The sequence below is a fragment of the Actinoplanes sp. NPDC049668 genome, from assembly GCF_044465445.1.
Taxonomy (GTDB): Bacteria; Actinomycetota; Actinomycetes; order Mycobacteriales; family Micromonosporaceae; genus Actinoplanes.
This window is the reverse complement of record NZ_JBITLR010000001.1, coordinates 304183-326340: the sequence shown is the minus strand read 5'-3', so window position 1 is coordinate 326340 and position 22158 is coordinate 304183. Positions and strand designations below refer to the sequence as shown.

18 protein-coding genes and 1 pseudogene are annotated in these 22158 nt (G+C 71.5%); 13 read left to right on the top strand and 6 right to left on the bottom strand.

Translation table 11 applies throughout. The features are described 5' to 3' along the window. Positions 1-167 precede the first annotated feature (167 nt). From ACIBSW_RS01515 to ACIBSW_RS01505, 3 genes and pseudogenes are all read right to left on the bottom strand, one after another. Entirely contained in the window at positions 168-1349 is a 1182-nt protein-coding gene (locus ACIBSW_RS01515; protein WP_354719531.1) for a DNA-protecting protein DprA, read from the bottom strand. A 597-nt stretch (positions 1350-1946) separates the two neighbouring features. Then, positions 1947-3488, bottom strand: a pseudogene (locus ACIBSW_RS01510) (YifB family Mg chelatase-like AAA ATPase). Beyond that, positions 3489-3848: a YraN family protein gene (locus ACIBSW_RS01505; RefSeq protein ID WP_354719529.1), complete on the bottom strand. Its 360-nt coding sequence runs from the start codon at positions 3846-3848 to the stop codon at positions 3489-3491. It abuts the pseudogene before it with no gap. Between the two features lie 157 nt (positions 3849-4005). Between ACIBSW_RS01505 and ACIBSW_RS01500 the strand changes: the two genes are divergently transcribed. The 8 genes from ACIBSW_RS01500 to ACIBSW_RS01465 all read left to right on the top strand — a co-directional run bounded on the left by ACIBSW_RS01500 (position 4006) and on the right by ACIBSW_RS01465 (position 11671). Beyond that, positions 4006-4704, top strand: coding sequence for a hypothetical protein (locus ACIBSW_RS01500; protein WP_354719527.1), 699 nt, complete (start codon positions 4006-4008; stop codon positions 4702-4704). Positions 4705-4979: 275 nt separating this feature from the next. Beyond that, complete coding sequence (rpsB, locus tag ACIBSW_RS01495; protein WP_354719526.1) at positions 4980-5867, top strand: 30S ribosomal protein S2; 888 nt, start codon at positions 4980-4982, stop codon at positions 5865-5867. A gap of 76 nt (positions 5868-5943) precedes the next feature. Beyond that, entirely contained in the window at positions 5944-6774 is an 831-nt protein-coding gene (gene tsf / locus ACIBSW_RS01490) for a translation elongation factor Ts (protein ID WP_354719524.1), read from the top strand. A 101-nt stretch (positions 6775-6875) separates the two neighbouring features. Continuing rightward, a complete protein-coding gene (gene pyrH / locus ACIBSW_RS01485; RefSeq protein WP_354719522.1) occupies positions 6876-7640 on the top strand; it encodes a UMP kinase in 765 nt (254 codons plus the stop codon). Positions 7641-7695: 55 nt separating this feature from the next. Continuing rightward, on the top strand, positions 7696-8253 hold the full coding sequence (frr, locus tag ACIBSW_RS01480) for a ribosome recycling factor (protein WP_354719520.1): 558 nt from the start codon (positions 7696-7698) through the stop codon (positions 8251-8253). 89 nt (positions 8254-8342) lie between these two features. Then, the gene (locus tag ACIBSW_RS01475; RefSeq protein ID WP_354719518.1) at positions 8343-9416 is read left to right on the top strand and encodes a phosphatidate cytidylyltransferase; all 1074 of its coding nucleotides are present in this window, start codon (positions 8343-8345) and stop codon (positions 9414-9416) included. Positions 9417-9450: 34 nt separating this feature from the next. Further along, positions 9451-10629 (top strand): 23S rRNA (adenine(2503)-C(2))-methyltransferase RlmN, encoded by a 1179-nt coding sequence (rlmN, locus tag ACIBSW_RS01470; RefSeq protein ID WP_354719516.1) that lies wholly within the window; start codon positions 9451-9453, stop codon positions 10627-10629. Between the two features lie 40 nt (positions 10630-10669). Next, the gene (locus ACIBSW_RS01465) at positions 10670-11671 is read left to right on the top strand and encodes a DivIVA domain-containing protein (protein ID WP_354719515.1); all 1002 of its coding nucleotides are present in this window, start codon (positions 10670-10672) and stop codon (positions 11669-11671) included. A gap of 53 nt (positions 11672-11724) precedes the next feature. Here the strand turns inward: ACIBSW_RS01465 and ACIBSW_RS01460 are convergent, their stop codons facing one another. Next, positions 11725-11952: a DUF2631 domain-containing protein gene (locus tag ACIBSW_RS01460; protein ID WP_404799187.1), complete on the bottom strand. Its 228-nt coding sequence runs from the start codon at positions 11950-11952 to the stop codon at positions 11725-11727. A 132-nt stretch (positions 11953-12084) separates the two neighbouring features. On the opposite strand from ACIBSW_RS01460, the gene ACIBSW_RS01455 reads away from it, so the two are divergent. Then, complete coding sequence (locus ACIBSW_RS01455; RefSeq protein WP_354719512.1) at positions 12085-13650, top strand: Rieske 2Fe-2S domain-containing protein; 1566 nt, start codon at positions 12085-12087, stop codon at positions 13648-13650. 114 nt (positions 13651-13764) lie between these two features. Here the strand turns inward: ACIBSW_RS01455 and ACIBSW_RS01450 are convergent, their stop codons facing one another. Further along, positions 13765-15357 (bottom strand): NAD(P)/FAD-dependent oxidoreductase, encoded by a 1593-nt coding sequence (locus ACIBSW_RS01450; protein ID WP_354719510.1) that lies wholly within the window; start codon positions 15355-15357, stop codon positions 13765-13767. A gap of 11 nt (positions 15358-15368) precedes the next feature. After that, on the bottom strand, positions 15369-16076 hold the full coding sequence (locus ACIBSW_RS01445) for a TetR/AcrR family transcriptional regulator (RefSeq protein WP_354719508.1): 708 nt from the start codon (positions 16074-16076) through the stop codon (positions 15369-15371). 106 nt (positions 16077-16182) lie between these two features. On the opposite strand from ACIBSW_RS01445, the gene ACIBSW_RS01440 reads away from it, so the two are divergent. From ACIBSW_RS01440 to ispG, 4 genes are read left to right on the top strand one after another with little or no spacing between them, the layout of a single operon-like run. Beyond that, the gene (locus tag ACIBSW_RS01440) at positions 16183-18321 is read left to right on the top strand and encodes an MMPL family transporter (RefSeq protein WP_354719506.1); all 2139 of its coding nucleotides are present in this window, start codon (positions 16183-16185) and stop codon (positions 18319-18321) included. Between the two features lie 30 nt (positions 18322-18351). Next, on the top strand, positions 18352-19554 hold the full coding sequence (gene dxr, locus ACIBSW_RS01435; RefSeq protein ID WP_354719504.1) for a 1-deoxy-D-xylulose-5-phosphate reductoisomerase: 1203 nt from the start codon (positions 18352-18354) through the stop codon (positions 19552-19554). Next, entirely contained in the window at positions 19554-20810 is a 1257-nt protein-coding gene (locus ACIBSW_RS01430; RefSeq protein ID WP_354719502.1) for a site-2 protease family protein, read from the top strand. Before dxr ends, ACIBSW_RS01430 begins: the two co-directional genes overlap by 1 nt. Positions 20811-20823: 13 nt before the next feature. Further along, entirely contained in the window at positions 20824-21996 is a 1173-nt protein-coding gene (gene ispG / locus ACIBSW_RS01425) for a flavodoxin-dependent (E)-4-hydroxy-3-methylbut-2-enyl-diphosphate synthase (RefSeq protein WP_354719500.1), read from the top strand. The last annotated feature ends 162 nt before the right edge of the window (positions 21997-22158 follow it).

The following is a 22158-nucleotide window of genomic DNA, read 5'->3' as shown; positions in this document are numbered from 1 at the left end:
GCGTCCGCGCCCGGCTTCCGCGCCCGGCTTCCGCGCCCGGCTTCCGCGCCCGGCTTCCGCGCCCGGCTTCCGCGCCCGGCTTCCGCGCCCGGCTTCCGCGCCCGGCTTCCGCTCTGGGCTACCCCGGCAGTGAATCTGGGTCGCCGCCCGATCCTGGACGTCTGCCGTCATCTCGGTGACCGTGCCAGCGCCACCCCGTTGCTCCGGCGTACCACCAGGCCGGCCATCTCCAAGAGGGACAGGCGGCGCAGGACCGTGCGCAGGCCTAAGCCCGCCTTCGCCGCGAGCTCCTGCGGCTCGGCGGTGCCGCGCCGGGGCATCGCCTCCAGCACCAGCGCAGACTCCTCGTCCAGGCCGTCGTGCGGCCGGTCTCGGCCGCGCGGCACCTCGGCCAGGTACTCACCGATCTTTCCGATCTCGTCCAGTACGTGTGGCAACCCGGTGACGACCGTGACCTCCGGATGCTTGCGGAGCAGCTCGTGGCAGCCGACCGACATCGCGGAGGTGACCGGGCCCGGCACCACCATCGCGCGCCGGTTGAGGGCGATCGTTCTGCCCATCGTCTGCACGGCGCCGCTGCGGGCGGCGGCCTCGACGATCACCGTTCCCGCGGTCGCGGCGGCGATTACCCGGTTGCGGATCAGGAATCTGTGCCGCAGCGGTTCCGCGCCCGGCGGCCACTCGCTCATCAGCACCCCGCTGTCCGCGATCTGTTCGAACATCGCCGTGTTCCCCATCGGGTAGGGCCGGTCGACCCCGCAGGCCAGGATCGCCACCGTGAGCCCGCCGGCCGAGAGCGCGGCCCGGTGCGCCGTCGCGTCGATGCCGAACGCTCCGCCCGACACCACCGTCCATTCGCGCTCCGCCAGCCCGAACCCCAGATCGTTGGTCACGTGGGTCCCGTAGTTCGTCGCCGCGCGGGCACCCACCACCGCGACGGAGCGGGCGAACGCCTGGTCCAGCGCCCAGCCGCCGCGGACCCAGAGGCACAGTGGCGGGCGGACGTCCCGGTTCACCCGCCCGCCGCCCTCCAGTTCGAGGGTGGCGAGGGCGTTCACGGTGGTGGGCCACTCGGGATCCGTCGGCACGACGACCCTTGCGCCGAGACGTTCCCCGTGCCGCAGGGCGGCTTCGGCCTGGCGCCGCGGGTCGGCAGCGGCGGCTCGGGAGATCACGGCCGCGCGCAGCGCCGGCTCACCGATGTCGCCCCGCAACAGTCGCTCCAGCGTCGCTTCGGCGCCGTCCGCCTGCACCAGTTGCCATACCGCGCGGTTGCCGGGTTCGGCGAGGCAGGTCAACGCCACCCGAGCCATCCGGTCCGCACCGTCACCACCCGCAGACCCGCTCATGGCGCCCACCCGCGCAGGTCCGCCGAGTCGGATTCCGGGGAAGGGCGGCCTACCAGTTCGCGGGCCGATGAAGCACGGTCCGTCGCGCGCAGGACCGTCTGGCGGGAGCCGGGTGAGGGCCGCCGGTGGGGAGTGGACGAGTGGATCGCCTGGTGGGAGGTGGTGGGTGGGTGGTGTGGCGGGTGGAAGGCGGGTGAGGGGTGGGCCGTCTGGTGGGAGGAGGTGGGGGATTGGGTCCTCTGGTGGACGGCGGTTGGCAAGTGGACCGCCTGGTGGGAGGCGGGTGTGGGGAAGGAGCGCCGGTGGGTGGCGGGCGAGAGGAGGGTCCTGCGGCGGGAGTCAGCTGGGGAGACCGCCATCCGGTGCGAGGCGGCCGGGGTTTGGGGCGCCCGGTGGAAGGCGGCTGGAGGGGAGGGTCGCCGGTAGAAGGCGGGTGATTTGAGGGCCGTGTGGTGGGAGGCGACTGCGGCGAAGGACAGCCGGTGGAAGGCGGGCGGGGGGTAGGTCGTCCTGTGGACGGCTGGTGAGGAAGTGGATGGGCGGCGGGTGGGCGGGGTGATGAGGGCGTAGGGCGGGTTGGGGGTTGCTGGGCGGGTTTCAGGAAGCTTGGTCTGTCCGGTCATGTGCCTCTCCCATTCGTAGTTGGGCCGCCTCGTCCACATCCGGCCCCGACGGTCGTTCCCGTCCGTCCAGGTCCGCGATCGACCAGGCCAGCCGCAGGATCCGGTCGAATCCCCGTGCCGACAGGGCGCCGCGGTCCAGGCCCGCGCGCAGCGCCACCGTGTTTCTGGCCGGCAGGCGTCACGGTGGCTGTCGCAGGCGCGGGCCCGGGACCTCCGCGTTGACCCGCCAGCCGCCCGCCGACCAGCGGGCTGCCGCCGCCGCGCGGGCCTGGGCCACGCGGGCCGCGACCGTCGCGGAGTTCTCGGTCGGGGTCGCGGCTGTCATCAGGACGGCGGCGCTCACAGGCTGGATTCGGATCTGGATGTCGATCCGGTCGAGCAGTGGGCCCGACAGCTTGCCGAGGTAGCGCCGGCGGGCCGTCGCCGTGCATTCGCACCACTGGTCGCCTGCCGGGGTGGCGCACGGGCACGGGTTCGCGGCCAGGACCAGCTGGACCCGGGCCGGGTATTCGGTGTTGCCGCGGGCCCGGGCCAGCAGCACCCGTCCGCTCTCCAGCGGCTGGCGGAGCGCCTGCAGCGCCGCGTTCGCGAACTCCGGCGCCTCGTCGAGGAACAGGACGCCGCGGTGGGCCAGGGACAGTGCGCCCGGGCGGGCCAGGCCCGAGCCGCCGCCGACCAGGGCCGCCAGGCTCGCGCTGTGGTGCGGCGCCTGGAACGGTGGCCGGCGCACCAGCCGGCCGTCGTGGGGCAGGAGGCCCGCGATCGAGTGCAGCGCCGTCACCTCGAGCGCCGACGTGTCGTCCAGCGGCGGCAGGATCGACGGCAGGCGTTCGGCCAGCATCGTCTTGCCCGCGCCCGGTGGGCCCAGCATCGCCAGGTGGTGGCCGCCGGCCGCGGCGACCTCGAGGGCGTACCGGCCGAGTTCCTGTCCGGCCAGGTCGGCCAGGTCGGGGCCGGGTGTCTGCGGCTCGGGCTCGGGCGGTGGCGGGTCCAGCAGGCGGTCCTCGCCGCGGACGTACGCGACCAGCCGGTGCAGCGAGTCGACCGCCCGCACGGTAACGCCGGGCACCACCGTCGCCTCGCGGGCGTTGCCGAGCGGGACGATCACCTGGGTGGTCCCGGCCCGGGCGGCCGCCGCGACCATCGGCAGTACCCCGCGGATCGGGCGCACCGCACCGTCGAGGCCCAGCTCGCCCAGGAGGACCACGCCGGCGAGCGGTGCCGTCGGCAGCTCGCCGGCGCCGGCCAGCAGCGCGCACGCGATCGCCAGGTCGAACGCGCTGCCGTGTTTCGGCAGGGCGGCCGGCAGCAGGTTCACCGTGATGCGGCGGTTGGGCCAGGTCTGGCCCGAGTTCACCACGGCGGCGCGGACCCGGTCCCTCGCCTCGTGCAGCGCGGTGTCCGGCAGGCCGGTCAGCACCACCGCGGGCAGGCCCGGCGACAGGTCGGCCTCGACCTCGATCAGGTGGCCGGCGAGGCCGACCAGGCCGACGCACAGCACGCGTGCGTAGCTCACCTAGAACGCCGCCCGCACGTGTTCGACCACGGTCGCCCCGCGCCGCTGCGGCAGCACCGCCACCACGTCGAAGCGGATCTCGTGCGGGCGTATCGAGGTCTCCGCCAGCCATCGGGCGGCGAGCCGGCGCAGGCGGCGGACCTTGGCCGGGCCGATCGCCTCCGCCGGGGTGCCGAAGTGGTCGCCGCGCCGGGTCTTGACCTCGCAGAACACCACGTCGTCGCCGTCGCGGAGGATCAGGTCGACCTCGCCCTCCGGGCGCCGCCAGTTGCGGGCGAGCACCACCAGGCCCTGTGCGCGCAGGTATCGCTCGGCCGTGCGCTCGCCGTAGGCGCCGACCGCCTTCCGCTCCGTTGTCATGAACGGGGACGGTCGCGTGTTTCGGCGGGGCTGGGCGCGGGGAAGGGGCTCCGGTTGTGGACGGAGCGCGATTGTGGATAACCGTAGGGTGACCTGGCGCATGTGATAAGGCGCCAGCGGTGGCATCCGGCCGTCTCGTCACCTACGGTGCAAAATCGTGGAAGGACATCGCCGCTACGCCGAAGAGCCGGAACCCAGCTGGTACACGGGGCAGCGACCGCCTGGCGCCGCGGAGGCCAGCGCGTACGACTCGGGCGTCTACGAGCGCCCCAGTAGCGCGTACCGGTTGCCGGAACAGCGGCCCGCGGACCCGTACTACGGGGCCGCCGACCCGGCGACGACGGGCAGCCACTCCCTGTCGCCCGCCGAGTCGGGCTCGATCCGGCTCCCGGTGCGTGGGCCCGAGTACCCGACCGTGCGGCCGGGCGGTGCGACCGAGCCTCCGGCGGCCACCACTTACGGTGCGGGTGCGGTGCCGGAGAGCCCGCCGGCGGCGGCCTACAACGAGCCGACCAGCATGGTGCCGATGGCCGGCGGCCCCGGCCGCCCGGCGCCGGCGGAGAGTGTGTACGGCGGGCGCCGCCCGGTTTCCGCCCTGGTGCTCGCGGTGGTCGTCGCCGTCCTGTCGGTACCCGCCGTCATGCTGCTCATGCGTGCCACGTTCGCCGACGAGCCGACCGCCCGGGGCATCGTGCCCGCGGTGCTGCTGACCCTCGGCCTGCCGCTCACCGGCATCGGCCTGTACGCGCTGGCCGGCGGCCGGACGGCCGGCCGCGACGCCTGGCTGCGCCCGCCGCTCGCCTACCTGCCGATCGGTCTGGTCCTGCTGATCGCCGCCGGTCTGAGCGTGGCCTGACGCCTCGCGCAGGCTCCGGCCGGCGGACCAACGCCCCGGCAGCGGGCCGTTCGCCGAACGGCGTATGCTTGTCGACGGCGACCGCCCTGCGCGGTCGACCTCGCGCGCCCTCTGCACGAGCCCGTCAGGCCGGTCCAGCCGGCTTGGCAACGAGCCGTCAGCGACGGCCTTCCCTGGTCCCGATCTCTTCGGGCGCCATCAGGGCCGGCGACCGGGCGCCAGGACGCCCACCGCCGGTGAGCGTGACAACCAGGGAAAACAGGGAGCAATTCACCATGGCCGTCGTGACCATGCGTCAGCTGCTGGAGAGCGGTGTCCACTTCGGGCACCAGACCCGGCGCTGGAACCCGAAGATGAAGCGCTTCATCTTCACCGAGCGCAACGGTATCTACATCATCGACCTGCGCCAGACCCTCGACTACATCGAGAAGGCCTACGCGTACGTCCGCGACACCGTCGCCGAGGGTGGCCACATCCTCTTCGTCGGCACCAAGAAGCAGGCCCAGGAGGCGATCGCCGAGCAGGCGACCCGCGTCGGCCAGCCGTACGTCAACCACCGCTGGCTGGGCGGCATGCTCACCAACTTCCAGACGGTGTACAAGCGGCTCCAGCGCATGAAGGAGCTCGAGGCGATCGGTGACCTCACCGGTACCGCCGCCGGCTACACCAAGAAGGAGACCCTTCAGCTGTTCCGTGAGCAGACCAAGCTCACCAAGACCCTCGGTGGTCTGCGGGACATGACGAAGGTGCCGTCGGCGATCTGGGTCGTCGACACCAAGAAGGAGCACATCGCGGTCGACGAGGCCCGTAAGCTGGGCATTCCGGTCATCGCGGTGCTCGACACCAACTGCGACCCGGACGAGGTCGACTTCCCGATCCCGGGCAACGACGACGCGATCCGCTCGGCCGAGCTGCTGACCAAGGTCATCGCGGCCGCCGTCGCGGACGGTCTGATCAAGCGCTCCGGCCGCAACCGCGGCAACGCCGACGACAAGCCCGAGCCGGGCACCGTCGCCGCCGGCGAGCCGCTGCCCGAGTGGGAGCGCGACCTCTACGAGGGCGCCGACAAGAAGGCCGCCGACGCCGAGCCCGCCGCCCCGGCCGCCGAGCCGGTCGCCGCCGAGCCGGTCGCCGCCGAGCCGGTCGCTGCCGCCGCGGAGTAATTCCTGAGGAAGCCGGCCGCCTCTGCGGGCGGCCGGCCCCTCCCGATACCGGACCTCAAAGCATCGAGAGAGAGTCATGGCCAACTACACCGCCGCGGATGTGAAGAAGCTCCGCGACCTCACCGGCGCCGGCATGATGGACTGCAAGAAGGCGCTCGAGGAGTCGGGCGGCGAATTCGACAAGGCCGTCGAGTTCCTGCGCATCAAGGGCGTCAAGGACGTCGGCAAGCGGGCCGGCCGCACGGCCGCCAACGGCATCGTCAGCCACTCCGGCAGCGCGCTGCTCGAGCTCAACTGCGAGACCGACTTCGTCGCCAAGACCCCGGACTTCGTCGCGCTGGCGCAGACGCTGGTCGAGCACGGCGAGCAGAACAAGCTCGCCGACGCCGCCGCGATCTCCGCGTCCACGCTCGCCGACGGGCGCTCGGTCGCCGACCTGGTGCAGGAGTTCTCCGCCAAGATCGGCGAGAAGATCGTCGTCAACCGGTTCGCCCACCTCGACGGCACCGTCGCGGTCTACCTGCACCGCAAGGCGCAGGACCTGCCGCCGCAGGTCGGTGTCCTGGTGCAGTTCACCGGCAAGACCGACGAGGCCGGCGCCGACGACGCCCGCGCGGTCGGCATGCAGATCACCGCCATGCGGCCGAAGTTCCTCACCCGCGAGGAGGTGCCCGCCGAGACCGTCGAGGCGGAGCGCCGCATCGCCGAGCAGACCGCACGCGAGGAGGGCAAGCCCGAGCAGGCTCTGTCCAAGATCGTCGAGGGCCGGGTGAACTCCTTCTTCAAGGACTTCGTCCTGCTGGAGCAGGCCTCGGTCACCGACAACAAGAAGACGGTCAAGCAGGTGACCGCCGAGTCCGGCATCGAGGTCACCCGCTTCGTCCGCTTCGAGGTCGGCCAGGAGTAATCCAGGCACAGCGCACTGCGCGGGAGGCCGGGACGCGAGACAAGCGCCCGGCCTCCCCGTCACATAGGGTCTCGGATTAGCGAAGGAAAGGGCGGACCGGCATGACGATGGTGACCGAGCAGACTGTCGTGGTCGACGAGGCTGCGGCGCCACGTTCCGAGCGGCCCCGCCGGGTCGTGCTGAAGCTCTCCGGTGAGGTCTTCGGCGGTGGCGCGGTCGGCGTCGACCCCGACGTGGTGCAGGGCCTCGCCCGGCAGATCGCCACGGCCACCCGGCGCGGCGTGCAGATCGCCGTCGTCGTCGGCGGCGGCAACTTCTTCCGCGGCGCCGAGCTGCAGAAGCGCGGCATGGACCGCAACCGGGCCGACTACATGGGCATGCTCGGCACGGTCATGAACTGCCTCGCCCTGCAGGACTTCCTCGAGAAGGAGGGCATCGAGACGCGGGTGCAGACCGCGATCACGATGGCCCAGGTCGCGGAGCCGTACATCCCGCTGCGCGCCATCCGGCACCTCGAGAAGGGCCGCGTCGTGATCTTCGGCGCCGGCGCCGGCATGCCGTACTTCTCCACGGACACGGTCACGGCGCAGCGCGCGCTGGAGATTCATGCCGATCTGGTGCTGATGAGCAAGAACGGCGTCGATGGGGTCTACACTGCCGACCCACGTACCGACCCGGATGCGCGCAAGATCGACCACATCACCTTCGCCAGCGTGCTCCAGCAGGGCCTGCGGGTGGCCGACCAGGCCGCGTTCAGCCTCTGCGAGGAGAACGGGCTGCCGATGCTGGTCTTCGGCGCGCAGGGCGACGACACGATCGTCCGTGCCGTCAGCGGTGAGAAGATCGGCACCCTGATCACCACGTGATCCGCTCCACCCACATTTTTTGCGACGACCAGAAGGATCAAGGAGGCGGACAGCGGTGATCGACGAGACCCTCTTCGAGGCCGAAGAGAAGATGGAGAGCGCGGTCGAGCACGCCAAGGAGGAGTTCGCCGCGATCCGTACGGGACGTGCCACGCCGGCGATGTTCTCCAAGATCGTTGTCGACTACTACGGCGCTCCGACCCCGGTGACCCAGATGGCCTCGGTCGGTGTGCCGGAGCCCCGCATGGTGATCGTCAAGCCTTACGACGCGTCGCAGCTCGGCCCGATCGAGCGCGCCATCCGCGACTCGGACCTCGGCGTCAACCCCAACAACGAGGGCACCCAGCTGCGCATCCACCTCCCGCAGATGACGGAGGAGCGGCGCCGCGAAATGATCAAGGTGGCCCGGACCAAGGCCGAGGAGGGCCGCGTCGCGATCCGCAACGTGCGCCGCAAGGCCAAGGAGCAGCTCGACCGCTTCGTCAAGGACGGTGAGGCCGGCGAGGACGACGGCCGCCGCGCCGAGAAGGAGCTCGACGACGTCACGCACCGGTACGTCACGGTGGTCGACGAGCTGGTCAAGAACAAGGAAGCTGAGCTGCTCGAGGTCTGATGTCGTACCTCGAGCCCCGCGGTGGGCAACACCCTTCCGGCGGCCGGGCGCCCGGGCAATCCGGCGCCCCGGCCCCGTATGTCTCCGGCGTGCCCGCCGAGGAGCCCGACCCGTACGCGGCCTACCGGCGCCGGGAGGAAGCCCAGCGGGCAGCCGACACCGGTCCGAACTGGGACGCGTTCGCGCCCGGCCCACCGCAGCCGTCCGGGCCGCCCTGGGCCGCACCCACCGCCGCCACCTCGACCTCGCAGGCGGAGTGGGAGTTGACTGAGGCGGAACGTCCCCGCGGGCCGGGCCGGCGCCGGGCCGGACGCGACGGCAAGCCCCCGGTCAAGCCGCCGGCCAACCAGTCCGGCCGGGCCGGTCGTAACCTGCCCGCCGCGATCGGGGTCGGCACCGGCCTGGTCCTGGTCGTCCTGGCCTCGCTGTTCCTCTGGAAGCCGGCCTTCCTCGGCGTGATCGCCCTGGCCACCTGCGGTGGCATCTGGGAGATGGCGCGGGCGCTGCGTGCCACCGGCGCCCGGCCGCCGCTGATCCCGCTGCTCGCCGGCGGCCTGCTGATGACGGGCGTCGCCTGGTACGGCAGCACCGACGCCCTCGAGCTCGGCCTGCTGGTCACGGTCCTCGCCGCGGTCCTGTGGCGCCTGGCCGACGGCGTCGCCGACCTGAAACGGGACGTCGCGGCGGCCTTCCTGATCGCCGTGTACGTGCCGTTCCTGCTGAGCTTCGGCGTGCTGCTGGCGCGGCCCGAGGACGGCCCCGAGCGGGTCTTCATCGCGCTGCTCGCCGTGGTGTTCTCCGACACCGGCGGCTACGCGGCCGGCGTCTTCCTCGGCAAGCACCCGATGGCTCCGACGATCAGCCCGAAGAAGTCCTGGGAGGGCTTCGGCGGCTCGGTCGCGGCCGCGGCCGTGGGCAGCTCGCTGCTCGCGTACTTCCTGCTCGATGTCCCGTTCTACTGGGGTCTGCTGTTCGGCGCGGTGATCGCGGGCGTGGCCGTGCTCGGCGATCTGGCCGAGTCGATGCTCAAGCGCGACATCGGGATCAAGGACATGAGCAACCTGCTGCCCGGGCACGGCGGGCTGATGGACCGGCTCGATTCGATCCTCTTCGCGGTGCCGACGGCGTTCCTGCTGCTCTCGCTCATCGCGCCGCCGGGGTAGGCATGCGCGCGCGACGTGGGAGACTGGAGAAGCCATGACGATTCTTCCGCTCATCCCGACCAGCCCGGACACCCCCGACGTGGTGGTCAACCGCAGCCGCCCCGCAATGCCCCCACGCCATCTCGCGGACCTGGACCTGGCCGGACGCCGCGCGGCCGTCACCGGCCTCGGCGAGCCCGCGTTCCGGGCCAAGCAGCTCTCCACCCACTATTTCGGGCGGCTGGTGCGCGACCCCGCCGAGATGACGGACCTGCCGGCCGCGTCGCGCGCCAAGCTCACCGACGACCTGCTGCCCACGCTGCTCACCCCGCAGCGCGAGATGGCCTGCGACGACGGCGCCACGCGTAAGACGCTGTGGCGGCTGCACGACAACGCGATGGTCGAGAGCGTCCTGATGGGCTACCCCGACCGCATCACCGCCTGTGTGTCCAGCCAGGCGGGCTGCGGCATGGCCTGCCCGTTCTGCGCGACCGGCCAGGCCGGGCTGACCCGCAACCTCTCGGTCGCCGAGATCGTCGACCAGGTCGTCTATCTGGCCGGCGTCGCCGCCTCGGGCGCGGTCACCGGCTCGCCGCCGCGGCTGTCCCGGGTCGTGTTCATGGGCATGGGCGAGCCGCTGGCCAACTACCCCCGGGTGATCCAGGCCGTGCGCCGTCTGGTCGCACCCGCACCGGAGGGACTAGGCCTCTCACAACGGCACATCACGGTCTCGACCGTGGGTCTCGTACCGGCAATGCGGCGATTGATCGCCGAAGAGCTGTCTGTGACTCTTGCGCTGTCACTGCACGCCCCCGATGATGATCTGCGCGATGAGCTAGTGCCCGTCAACCAGCGTTGGAAGGTGGCCGAGGTGCTCGATGCCGCGTTCGACTACGCGGCGCAGACCGGTCGTCGGATCTCCATCGAATACGCCCTGATCAGGGACGTAAACGATCAGCCCTGGCGTGCCGACCTGCTCGGCAGGCTGTTGCACGGCAAGCTGGCGCATGTGAATCTCATCCCACTCAACCCGACGCCGGGTAGCAGGTGGGACGCCAGCCCCAAGCCGGCCGAGCGGGAGTTCGTCCGTCGGCTGCGCGAGGCGGGAGTGGCGACGACCGTCCGGGATACCCGCGGGCGGGAGATCGACGGTGCGTGCGGCCAATTGGCCGCGAGTGAGCTGACGGTGGTGGACGCTGGGGGCGCCACCGCCGACGCGGAGGTGGAACGATGACGGGGCTTAAGTCCCTGCGGACGCTGATTTGGGAGACGTTGTGACGAGTCAGGGACAGCGTTTCCGGCGGCGCGCGCTGCGCCGCGGATACAAGGTCGACGAGGTCGACGCTTTCCTGGACCGGGTCGAGGCGACCCTGGCCGGCGAGCAGTCCGGCGCTCCCGTCGGTGCCCAGGAGGTGCACGACGTGGTGTTCCGCGTGCGCTTCGGCGGCTACGACGAGTGGCAGGTCGACCTGCACCTGGACCGGGTGGAGCGCCAGCTGGCCGAGTTCGAGGACCGTGGCGGGCGCGGCGGCCCCGACAGCCGGATGGCCCCCGAGCGGATGCAGCCGGAGCCGATGCGCGGCGGCATGCAGTCCGACCGGATGAGCCAGGCGCTGGGCCGCTCGGCCCCGCCGACCGAGCGCCTGCCCGCCCCGGTGCGCGACGACCGCCAGTTCGCCCGCGAGGACCAGTACGGGCGGGAGGACCAGTACGCCCGCGAGGATCCGTACGGGCGGCAGCAGCCGCAGTTGCCGCAGCGGCCCCAGATGCCCGCTCCGGACCCGTACGGCCGCTACGAGGGCGGCGGGGGCGGCGGCTACGGTCAGCAGCCCCAGCAGCCGCCGCCGGGGCCCTCCGGCTACGACACGGGCGCCTACGACGCGTTCGAGCCGGGCCGGCACGGCAAGGCCGACATGACCGCCGAGATGCGGATGCCCGACCGCGGCGGCTACGGCAGCCCGGCCCCGATGAGCGCGCCGCCGATGAGCGGCCCGCCGATGGGTGGCCCGCCGATGGGCGGCAGCCCGGAGCTCTACCGGGTTGACCAGCTGCGCCGCACGTTCCAGCCGCGCCGCTTCGGCAGCGGTTACGACCCGGTGCAGGTCGACCGGCTGTTCGAGAGCATCCTGCAGGCCATGACCGGCCGCGGCCCGATGCCGGTTCCGGAGAACGAGCTCGACACGCTGCAGTTCGGGCTGGTTCCCGGCGGTTACTTCGAGGCCGAGGTCGACGCCGCGTTGCGCGAGGTCAAGGACCTCCTGCTGCGCCGGCGCTGAGCACGTGAAAAGGCCCGCACCCGTTGCCGGGGGCGGGCCTTTCGCGTACGCGGTTACTGGTCGTTGGGCTTGAGGCCGTTGCGGCGCAGCACCACGTCGGCGACCACGGCGCCGACCAGCAGCAGGGCGGTGCCGATGAGCCAGATGTCCTCGGTGTTGCCCTCGTGGTTGCCCCAGAGCATCAGCAGCAGAATCGCCGCGGTGCCCAGCGCGCCGATCCGGGCCCATTTGCGGTTGCCCGGCTTGAGCTGGTCGGGGGCGTAAACCGGCTCTTCAGCCACGACTGGATCCTCCTGCGGCGACGGCGAGTACGACCCGATCATTTTGGCACGACGGCTCCGCGCGCGGCCCACCAACCCTGACCCGGTACCTTCGATTCCGTCGGAACACAGCAGGACCGAGGGAGCGAAGCGGTGCGGATCACGGGCACTGGCCACGCCAGCATGCGGATCGACACGGGCGCGGGCAGCATTCTGTGCGACCCGTGGGTCAACCCGGCGTACTTCGCGTCGTGGTTCCCGTTCCCGGACAATTCGCAGCTGGACTGGGAGACGCTCGGCGACGTCGACTACCTCTACGTGTCGCACCTGCACCGGGACCACTTCGACGCCGAGCACCTGAAGCGCTTCGTCAGCAAGAAGGCGACGGTGCTGCTGCCGGAGTATCCGACCAGCCAGCTCGAGGACGAGCTGCGCGAGCTCGGCTTCACCAGCTTCTTCAAGACCAAGAGCGACGAGGTGCACGAGCTCGACGGCGGCCTCAAGGTCATGATCCAGGCCCTGATCAGCCCGACCGACGGCCCGATCGGCGACTCGTCGCTGTGGGTGGAGCACGACGGCGTACGGGTGCTGAACCAGAACGACGCCCGCCCGACGGACCTGTCGACCTTCGCCGAGCTGGGCCACGTGCACGCGCACATGCTGCAGTTCTCCGGCGCGATCTGGTACCCGATGGTCTACGAGCTGCCGCAGTCGGCGAAGACCGCGTTCGGCAAGCAGAAGCGCGACCGCCAGTTCGACCGCACCTGGCGCTACATCGACGACCTGAAGGCCGACCACGTCTTCCCGATCGCCGGCCCGCCGTGCTTCCTCGACGACGAGCTGTGGCAGTTCAACGACATCTTCGGCGACGAGGGCAACATCTTCCCGGACCAGTCGGTCTTCATGAGCGAGTACGCGAAGGTCGGCGGCACCAACGGCGTGGTCCTGTTGCCGGGCAGCGTCACGGAGCTCACGGCGTCGTCGATCGAGACCAGCCACCCGACCGATGTCGACGGGTTCTTCGCGAACAAGAAGCAGCACCTCGAGGAGATGCGCGAGCGCAAGGCGCCGATCATCGCCGCCGAGAAGGCGTCCTGGCGGCACCCCGAGATCGACGTGCTCGGCGAGCTCAAGAAGCGCATCGAGCCGCTGCTCGAGGAGTCGATCTATCTGGCCAAGGGCGTCGGCGGGCCGGTCCGCTTCGACCTGGTCGGCTACGAGGGCGAGTCCATCGAGTCGATCGTCGTGGATTTCCCGGGCAAGCAGGTCCGCCCCTACGCCGACGAGAAGGTCCGCTACCGCTTCAAGACCCAGCGCGAGCTGATCGAGCACCTGATCTTCATCGACGAGGGCGACTGGGTGAACTCGCTGTTCCTGAGCTGCCGCTTCTCCGCGGCCCGGATCGGCCAGTACAACGAGTTCGTCTACGCGTTCTTCAAGTGCCTCTCCGAGGAGCGGCTGCAGTACGCCGAGGGCTGGTACGACGAGCACGAGCGGTCGGTCGACGCGGAGGACATCGAGCTGGGCGGCTGGACCGTGCAGCGCCGCTGCCCGCACCTGAAGGCGGACCTGAGCAGGTTCGGCATTGTGGACGGCAACGTCCTGACCTGCCAGCTGCACGGCTGGAAGTTCGACCTGCCCAGCGGGAAGTGTCTCACCAGCGTCGGCCACAAGATCAGGGCCGAAAAGGCGAAGACCGAGCAGAACCCGGTGTCGTAGCGGGGTGGTGGGTACGGACCGTCGCTCACGCCGAGGGCCCGGCCGGGGCGAGCAGGGCGCTGGCGCGCCCAGACCGCTCACCCCGACCGGGCGACCTGCGTAAGTGGTTGCGACCTAAACCCCAAGATCTTTCAAGATGCGCCGCGCCGCGTTGTGGCCCGCCGCGCCGATCACGCTGCCGGCGGGGTGGGCGCCGGCCGACCCCGCATAGAGGCCGTCCAGCCCGGTGAAATACGGCATCCGCTCGTTGAAGGCGACCGTGTTGTCGACGTGGTGGATGTGGCCGCCGGTGATGCCGAAGTGCCGCTCGATCCCGGGCGGGCTCAGCGGCATCATGTCCGCCACCAGCGACGAGGTGCCCGGCGCGTAGCGGTCGACGATGGCCAGCAGCCGCTCGGCGTAGCCGGGCAGCGCCTCGTCCCAGGTCGTGCCGTCCAGCGTGTACGGCACCGACTGGACGAACAGGGCCGACGAGTGGTGGCCGGCCGGGTCCTGCAGCGACGGGTCGACCGTGGTGTGCAGGTACCACTCGATGGTCGGCTCGGCCGGCAGGCGGCCCGCCTGCACGTCGGCCCACATCGCCCGCAGCGCGGCCATCGGGGAGTCCGTCTCCAGCCCGGCCAGGCCCGCGGAGCCGGGCAGCAGGTGGATGGTCGACCCGAACGGCGAGGCGGCGTCCTCGGGCAGGCAGGGGAACCGCGGCAGCCCGCTGAGCGCGAGGTTGAGCTTGAGGGTCGTGCCCGGCCGCCGCACGGCCGCCATCCGGTCGGTCAGCGCGGCGGGCAGCGCGCCGTCGGGCACCAGGCTGATGAGCCGGTACGGGTCGCAGGCGCCCAGCACCACCCGGGAGGTGATCTCCCGCCCGTCGGCGAGGACGACGCCGGTCGCGGCGCCCTGTGACACGGTCACCGCCGTCACCGGCGTGCCGGTGAAGATTTCCGCGCCGGCCGCGCGCGCGGCGGCGGCGAACGTGCTCGACACCGTGCCCATGCCGCCGGCGGCGATCATCCAGGTGCCGTCCGAGCCGGGCAGCCGGCACATGTTGTGCACCAGGAAGTTGTGGCCCGTGCCGGGGTCGTCGGGGCCGGCGTTCAGCCCGGAGAGGCCGTCGGTCACCGCGTACATGCTCACCAGCAGCTCGCTCTTGAAGCCGAACCGGTCGAGGTAGTCGGCGACGGAGCCGCGTACGAGATCGATGAAGGTGCTCTGCAGCTGCGGGCGGATGTGCCGGTCGGCGATCGCCTCGACGGATCCGGGCTCCTGCAGCCAGGCCGGCGCGAGGTCGGCGCGCAGCGCCGCGATCTCGACCTGCAGCGCCTCGTCGGCCGCGATGTCGCGCGGCGAGAAGAACCGCTCGAACTGGGCGCGGGTGGCCTCGCGGTCGGTGCCGAAGAGCAGGTACGGCGAGCCGGGGCCGCCGGGCGTCGGCAGGAAGTAGTGCGGGTCGCGGCGCAGCACCGGGATGTCGACGTCCAGCGTGCGCAGCAGCTCCGGCGGCATCAGGCCGAGCAGGTACGAGCCGGTGGAGTGGCCCAGGCCGGGCACCTTGGGGAACGGGTGCTCGGTGCGGGTCGCGCCGCCGATGACGTCGGCGGCCTCCAGCATCACGACGTCGAGGCCGGCGCGGGCCAGCAGCACGGCGGAGACCAGCCCGTTGTGGCCGGACCCGATGATCACCACGTCGGCGCGATCAGGCAGAGACCTCATGGGGGCCGAGCCTAGCGTGCCAGGTGGCCCACCGAGCGGGACAATTCAAGCTCGAACAGGGGCTCCACGTCCGTCATCGCCCAGCGCAGGTGCCCGAAGACCTCCATCGCCACGATTCCGTACAGGCGGGTCCAGGCGGCCACGAAGAGGTAGATCACCGGCAGCGGGAAGCGCTCGCCGAACGTGTCCAGGTAGGGGGCGAAGAGGTCCCGCTGCGCGGCCTCGGGCAGGTCCGGGGCGGCCCCGGCGAACGGGTGGCGCTCGAAGTGCTCGCCCAGCGTGGTGAAGAACGTCTCGGCGAAGCGGGCGCCGGCGTCGCTGAGCGGGTCGCACGGCGCCGCGATCCGGGTGACGCCGGGTATCGGGCTGCCGAACATCAGCGCGAACTCGGCGGGGTGGGCGAGCGACCAGCGCCGGAACTCCCGGACCATGTGGCCGACCCGGACCAGCGGCTCCGCGTCGGCGTGGTGGTCGGCGGCCGCCGCGACGGCGGCGCGCAGGTCCTCGAAGAGGTCCGTGACGACGGCCAGGACCAGCGCGTCGAGGCTGGCGAAGTACCGGTACAGCGCCGGCGCGGTCAGGCCGACGTCGCGGGCGATGGCCCGCAGCGAGATGGCCGTCGGCCCGCCGGCGACGAGCAGGCGCCGGGCGGCCTCCTTGACCTCGAAGACGGTCTCCGCGCGCAGCCGTTCCCGGCGGCTGGGCGTGGCGGTCGTCATAGTCGGGCTCCGTTGACGTGGGCGAACGGCGTTTGCGAAGGTGAACACTGTTCACGATGATTGTCGGATTCTAAGCGACTCTAACCTCCGCGCGGGAGGCAGACAGATGTTCGGCTGGTGGGGCGCAGCGGTCGTCCGGCTGCGCTGGTGGGTGGTCGCGGCCGGGCTCGCGGTCGTCGTCGCGGGCGCGACCTGGGGCGCCGGCGTCTTCGGCGCGCTGACCGGCGGCGGCTACGACGACCCGGACAGCGAGTCCAACCGCGCCGCGGCCGTCGCGGAGCAGCTCGGCCGGGGCGAGCCCGACCTGGTGGTGCTCTGGTCCAGCGACACCGTCCCGGTGACGGACGCGGGCCCGCGCGCCGCGGTCGCCGGCGTGGTCCAGGGCCTGCGGGCCCGCCCGGAGGTCGCGCAGGTGGCCGCGTACACCGACGAGAACGCGCCGCCCGCCCTGGTCAGCAACGACAAGCGGGCCACCTACGCGGCCGTCTACCTCGCCGCGACGGACGAGGACGGCAAGGTGGCGGCCTACCACCGGATCGAGCCCGAGCTCGCGGCGCCCGGGCTGACCACCCGGGTCGGCGGCATCGTCGCCTTCACCGACCAGGCCAACACCCAGACCGAGGAGGACATCACCCGGGCGGAGATCTTCTCCCTTCCGGTGCTCTTCGTGCTGCTCGTGCTGATCTTCCGCGGCCTCATCGCCGCCCTGTCGCCGCTGGTCATCGGTGGCATCGCGATCCTCGGCGCGTTCGTGGCGGTGCGCGCGCTGACCTACGTGACCGACATCTCCGTCTTCGCGATCAACGTGATCACGCTGCTCGGCCTCGGCATGGCGGTGGACTACTCGCTGTTCGTGGTGAGCCGCTTCCGCGAGGAGCTGGCGAACGGCCGGGACGTGCCCGCCGCGATCCGCACCACGGTCGCGACCGCCGGCCGTACGGTCATGGTCTCGGGCCTCACCATCGTCCTGGCGCTCTCCAGCCTGCTGATCTTCCCGCAGCCCTTCCTCGGCGGCATGGCCATCGGCGGCATGGCCGCCGTGCTGGTCGCGATGATCGCCGCGCTGACCGTGCTGCCCGCCGCGCTGTCGCTGCTCGGCCACCGGATCGACCGGCTGCGCATCCCGCTGCCGCGGCGGTCCCGGCCCGGCGCGGGCTGGGCGCGGCTCGCGCACAGCGTCATGCGCCGCCCGGCGCCGTACGTCATCGGCGTGCTGATCGTGCTGGCCGCCTTCGCGGCGCCGTTCCTGCGGGTCGAGTTCGGCGGCTTCGACGAGCGGGTGCTGCCCGCCGACACCCCGGCGCGCATCGTCGGCGAGCGGCTGAACACGGACTTCCCCGGCGGCGGGGAGAACCCGATCAACGTGCTGGTCACCGGCGGGCCCGCCGACGCCCTCGCCGGGCAGATCGCGGGACTGCCGAACGTGACCGGCGCCGCCGTCACCGCCGAGCGCGGCGCCTCCTCGCTGATCACCGTGACCTACCCCGGCACGCTGTCGCGGGGCGAGTCGCGCGACATCGTCTCGGACATCCGCGACCTCACCCCGCCCGCCGGCACCGAAGTGCTGGTCGGCGGCCGGCCGGCGATCGACCTCGACCTGCTGGAGAGCCTCGCCGACCGGCTGCCCTGGATGGCGCTGATCATGGCGCTGGCCACGATCCTGCTGCTCTTCCTGGCCTTCGGCTCGGTGCTGCTGCCGATCAAGGCGGTGCTGATGAACCTCGTCTCGATCGGCGCGTCCTTCGGCGTGGTCGTCTGGATCTTCCAGGACGGCCACCTCGAGGGCCCGCTGGCGTTCGAGTCGACCGGTTACATCGAGCCGAGCAACATGATCCTCGTGCTCGCCGTGCTGTTCGGCCTGGCCACCGACTACGAGGTCTTCCTGCTGTCGCGGGTGCGCGAGGAGTGGGACAGGACCGGGGACAACCCGGTCGCGGTGGCCTCCGGGCTGCAGCACACCGGCGGCATCATCACGGCCGCGGCGCTGCTGCTGATCACGGTCGTGGCCGGCTTCGCCACCGGCGGGGTCACGGTCATCAAGACCATCGGCATCGGCATGATCGTGGCGATCATCGTGGACGCGACGCTGGTCCGGGCCCTGCTGGTACCGGCGACGATGCGGCTGCTGGGCCGCTGGAACTGGTGGGCGCCGGGCCTGCTGGGCCGCTTCTACGGCCGGTACGGCATCCACGAGTCGCAGCCGGCGACGCCGGCGGAGCCGGACCGCGAGGCCGCCCGCGTATAGGGCCTGGTGCCAGCAGGGGAAGATGGGTCCATGCGAGAGCTAGTCCTGCTCGGGTCCACCGGGTCCATCGGTACTCAGGCCATCGACATCGTGCGCCGCAATCCGGACAAGTTCCGGGTCGTCGCGCTCGGCGCCGGTGGCGGCAACGTCGAGCTGCTCGCGGCGCAGGCGCTCGAGCTCGAGGTCGACGTCGTCGGGGTCGCGTACTCCAGCGCGGTGCAGGACCTGCAGCTCGCCTTCTACGCCGAGGCGCAGAAGCGGGGCTGGGCCACCGGCGACTTCCGGCTGCCGAAGATCGTCGCCGGGCCGGACGCGATGACCGAGCTCGCGCAGTGGCCGTGTGACGTGGTGCTCAACGGGGTCGTCGGCAGCCTCGGGCTCGCGCCGACGCTGGCGGCGCTGCGCGCCGGGCGTACCCTCGCGCTCGCCAACAAGGAGTCGCTGGTCGCCGGCGGCCCGCTGGTCAAGGCCGCGGTGACGCGGCCGGGGCAGATCGTGCCCGTCGACTCCGAGCACTCCGCGCTGGCGCAGTGCCTGCGCGGCGGGTCCGCCGCCGAGGTGCGCAGGCTGATCCTGACCGCCAGCGGCGGCGCCTTCCGGGACCGGCGGCGCGCCGAGCTGACGAACGTCACACCGGAGGAGGCGCTCAAGCACCCGACGTGGGACATGGGCCCGGTCGTCACGATCAACTCGGCCACCATGGTGAACAAGGGGCTCGAGGTGATCGAGGCGCACGAGCTGTTCGGTGTGCCGTACTCCGCGATCGAGGTCACCGTCCACCCGCAGTCGGTGCTGCACTCGCTGGTCGAGTTCGTCGACGGGTCGACGCTGGCGCAGGCCAGCCCGCCCGACATGCGGCTGCCGATCGCCCTGGCGCTGGCCTGGCCGGACCGGGTGCCGGACGCCGCGGCGGCGGTCGACTGGACCCTGGCACACAACTGGGAGCTGCGCCCGCTCGATGACGAGGCGTTCCCCGCGGTACGGCTGGCCAAGGCCGCGGGTGAGGCCGGCCACTGTCGGCCGGCCATCTACAACGCGGCGAACGAAGAGTGTGTGGCCGCCTTCGTGTCCGGTCGGCTACCTTTTCTTGGCATCGTCGACACCCTCGAGGCGGTGCTCGCGGCAGCTCCTGATTTCGACGAACCGGGTACCGTCGATGAGGTGCTTTCCGCGGAGGCCTGGGCGCGTGCCCAGGCACAGCGGATGATCGCGACAGCGGCTGAAGGAGCCTGATGCTGTACTGGTTGGGAGTGGCGGCCTTCGCGCTGGCGATTTTGATCTCCGTCAGCCTCCATGAGCTGGGTCACATGCTCACGGCGAAGCGGTTCGGGATGAAGGTGACGAAGTACTTCGTCGGCTTCGGCCCGACGATCTTCTCGTTCCACCGCGGCGAGACCGAGTACGGCCTCAAGGCCATCCCGCTCGGCGGCTTCTGCAAGATCGTCGGGATGACCCCGCAGGACGACGACGTCTCGGAGGCGGACCAGCCGCGGGCCATGTGGCGCTACCCGGTGTGGAAGCGCACGATCGTGATGTCCGCCGGCTCGGCCACCCACTTCGCGCTGGCCATCGTCGCCGCCTGGTGCGCCGCGGTCTTCGTCGGCCTGCCCAACCCCGACCTGCCGACCACCGTCGCGGAGCAGAAGGCGCTGCCGGCCCGGATCTCGGTCGCCGACTGCGTGCAGACCGTCTACAGCGAGAAGAAGTGCCAGGCCGGCGTCGGCACCGACGTGGTGGCGCCCTCGACCGCGGCAGGACTGCGCACCGGTGACGTGATCACCAAGGTCGGCGACACCCCGATCACCGGCTACGGCCAGCTCACCGAGGTGATCCGGTCCGCGAAGGCCGGGCCGACGAAGTTCGAGTACACCCGCGACGGCGTGGCCGGCAGCACCACCGTGAACATGATCGAGGCGCAGCGCCCGCCGCTCGACGACCCGAAGGGCCCGCTCGCCACGGTCTCGGTGGTGGGTATCGGCCAGAGCATCGACATGCCGGGCACCGTCACCTACGGCCCGATCGACGGCATCGGCGCCAGCCTGAGCTACGACTGGAGCCTGGTCGAGGGCTCGTTCGTGGCGATGAAGCGGATCCCCGAGAAGATCCCGGCGCTCTGGCGCTCGATCCTCGGCGAGGAGCGCGACCCGAACACTCCGATCAGCGTCATCGGCGCGAGCCGGATCGGCGGCGAGGCGATCGAGCGCGGCGTGCCCGAGCTGTTCCTGCTGATCTTCATCTCGCTGAACGTCTTCATCGGCATCTTCAACCTGCTGCCGCTGCTGCCGCTCGACGGCGGCCACATCGCCATCGCCTGGTACGAGCGGGTGCGCTCGTGGCTCTACGCGAGGCTGCACAAGCCGGACCCGGGCCGGGTCGACTACTTCAAGCTGATGCCGCTGACCTACGTCGTCATCCTGATAGGTGGCGCGTTCACGCTGCTGACCGCCACCGCCGACGTGATCAACCCGATCACCATCTTCTCAAAGTGAGAGTGCGTAAATAATGACCGCTGTCAGTCTCGGCATGCCGGCAGTTCCGCCGCCCCCGCTGGCCACCCGTCGGCTGAGCCGCCAGATCGACGTCGGCGGCGTCCTGGTCGGCGGTGGCGCGCCGGTCAGCGTCCAGTCGATGACCACGACGCTGACCTCCGACGTCAACGCGACGCTCCAGCAGATCGCCGAGCTCACCGCCGCCGGCTGCCAGATCGTCCGGGTCGCCGTGCCGTCGCAGGACGACGTCGAGGCGCTGCCGGCGATCGCGAAGAAGTCGCAGATCCCGGTGATCGCGGACATCCACTTCCAGCCCCGCTACGTCTTCGCGGCGATCGACGCCGGCTGCGCGGCGGTCCGGGTCAACCCGGGCAACATCCGCCAGTTCGACGACAAGGTCAAGGAGATCGCCAAGGCCGCCGGCGACGCGCGGGTCCCGATCCGCATCGGCGTCAACGCGGGCTCGCTCGACAAGCGCCTGCTGCAGAAGTACGGCAAGGCGACGGCCGAGGCCCTGGTCGAGTCGGCGCTCTGGGAATGCTCGCTCTTCGAGGAGCACGGCTTCCGCGACATCAAGATCTCGGTCAAGCACAACGACCCGGTCGTGATGATCCGCGCATACCGCCAGCTCGCCGAGCAGTGCGACTACCCGCTGCACCTCGGCGTGACCGAGGCCGGCCCGGCGTTCCAGGGCACGATCAAGAGCGCGGTGGCGTTCGGCGCACTGCTGGCCGAGGGCATCGGCGACACCATCCGGGTCTCCCTCTCCGCGCCGCCGGTCGAGGAGATCAAGGTCGGCCAGGGGATTCTCGAGTCGCTCGGCCTGCGTGAGCGCGGCCTCGAGATCGTCTCCTGCCCGTCGTGCGGCCGCGCACAGGTCGACGTCTACACGCTCGCTGAGCAGGTCACGGCGGCGCTCGACGGGTTCCCGGTGCCGCTGCGCGTCGCGGTCATGGGCTGCGTCGTCAACGGCCCCGGCGAGGCGCGCGAGGCGGACCTCGGCGTAGCCTCCGGCAACGGCAAGGGGCAGATCTTCGTAAAGGGCCAGGTCATCAAGACGGTCCCGGAGTCGATCATCGTCGAGACCCTGGTCGAAGAGGCCCTGCGCCTAGCCGACCAAATGGGCGCGGAGCTCCCCGACGAGCTGAGGGAACTCCTCCCAGGCCCGACCGTCACGGTCCACTGAACCCCGACACCAAACCACTTTTCCGGTACGGCTACGGCCGTCCCCAACCGCAACACCGGCAACCGCCTCCAGTCTCAGAGCCAGTCGCCGGTCCGGACCGTGGCCCGACCGCCGGGCTGAACCGGTCGGTCGCCCGAGCTGCTCAACGGCGGTTCTACTCGG

Coding starts and splice junctions, on each gene's coding strand:
- ACIBSW_RS01515 (WP_354719531.1), bottom strand. CDS start 1,349: ATGAGCGGGTCTGCGGGTGGTGACGGTGCGGACCGGATGGCTCGGGTG.
- ACIBSW_RS01505 (WP_354719529.1), bottom strand. CDS start 3,848: ATGACAACGGAGCGGAAGGCGGTCGGCGCCTACGGCGAGCGCACGGCC.
- rpsB (WP_354719526.1), top strand. CDS start 4,980: ATGGCCGTCGTGACCATGCGTCAGCTGCTGGAGAGCGGTGTCCACTTC.
- tsf (WP_354719524.1), top strand. CDS start 5,944: ATGGCCAACTACACCGCCGCGGATGTGAAGAAGCTCCGCGACCTCACC.
- pyrH (WP_354719522.1), top strand. CDS start 6,876: ATGACGATGGTGACCGAGCAGACTGTCGTGGTCGACGAGGCTGCGGCG.
- rlmN (WP_354719516.1), top strand. CDS start 9,451: ATGACGATTCTTCCGCTCATCCCGACCAGCCCGGACACCCCCGACGTG.
- ACIBSW_RS01450 (WP_354719510.1), bottom strand. CDS start 15,357: ATGAGGTCTCTGCCTGATCGCGCCGACGTGGTGATCATCGGGTCCGGC.
- ACIBSW_RS01445 (WP_354719508.1), bottom strand. CDS start 16,076: ATGACGACCGCCACGCCCAGCCGCCGGGAACGGCTGCGCGCGGAGACC.
- ACIBSW_RS01440 (WP_354719506.1), top strand. CDS start 16,183: ATGTTCGGCTGGTGGGGCGCAGCGGTCGTCCGGCTGCGCTGGTGGGTG.
- dxr (WP_354719504.1), top strand. CDS start 18,352: ATGCGAGAGCTAGTCCTGCTCGGGTCCACCGGGTCCATCGGTACTCAG.
- ACIBSW_RS01430 (WP_354719502.1), top strand. CDS start 19,554: ATGCTGTACTGGTTGGGAGTGGCGGCCTTCGCGCTGGCGATTTTGATC.
- ispG (WP_354719500.1), top strand. CDS start 20,824: ATGACCGCTGTCAGTCTCGGCATGCCGGCAGTTCCGCCGCCCCCGCTG.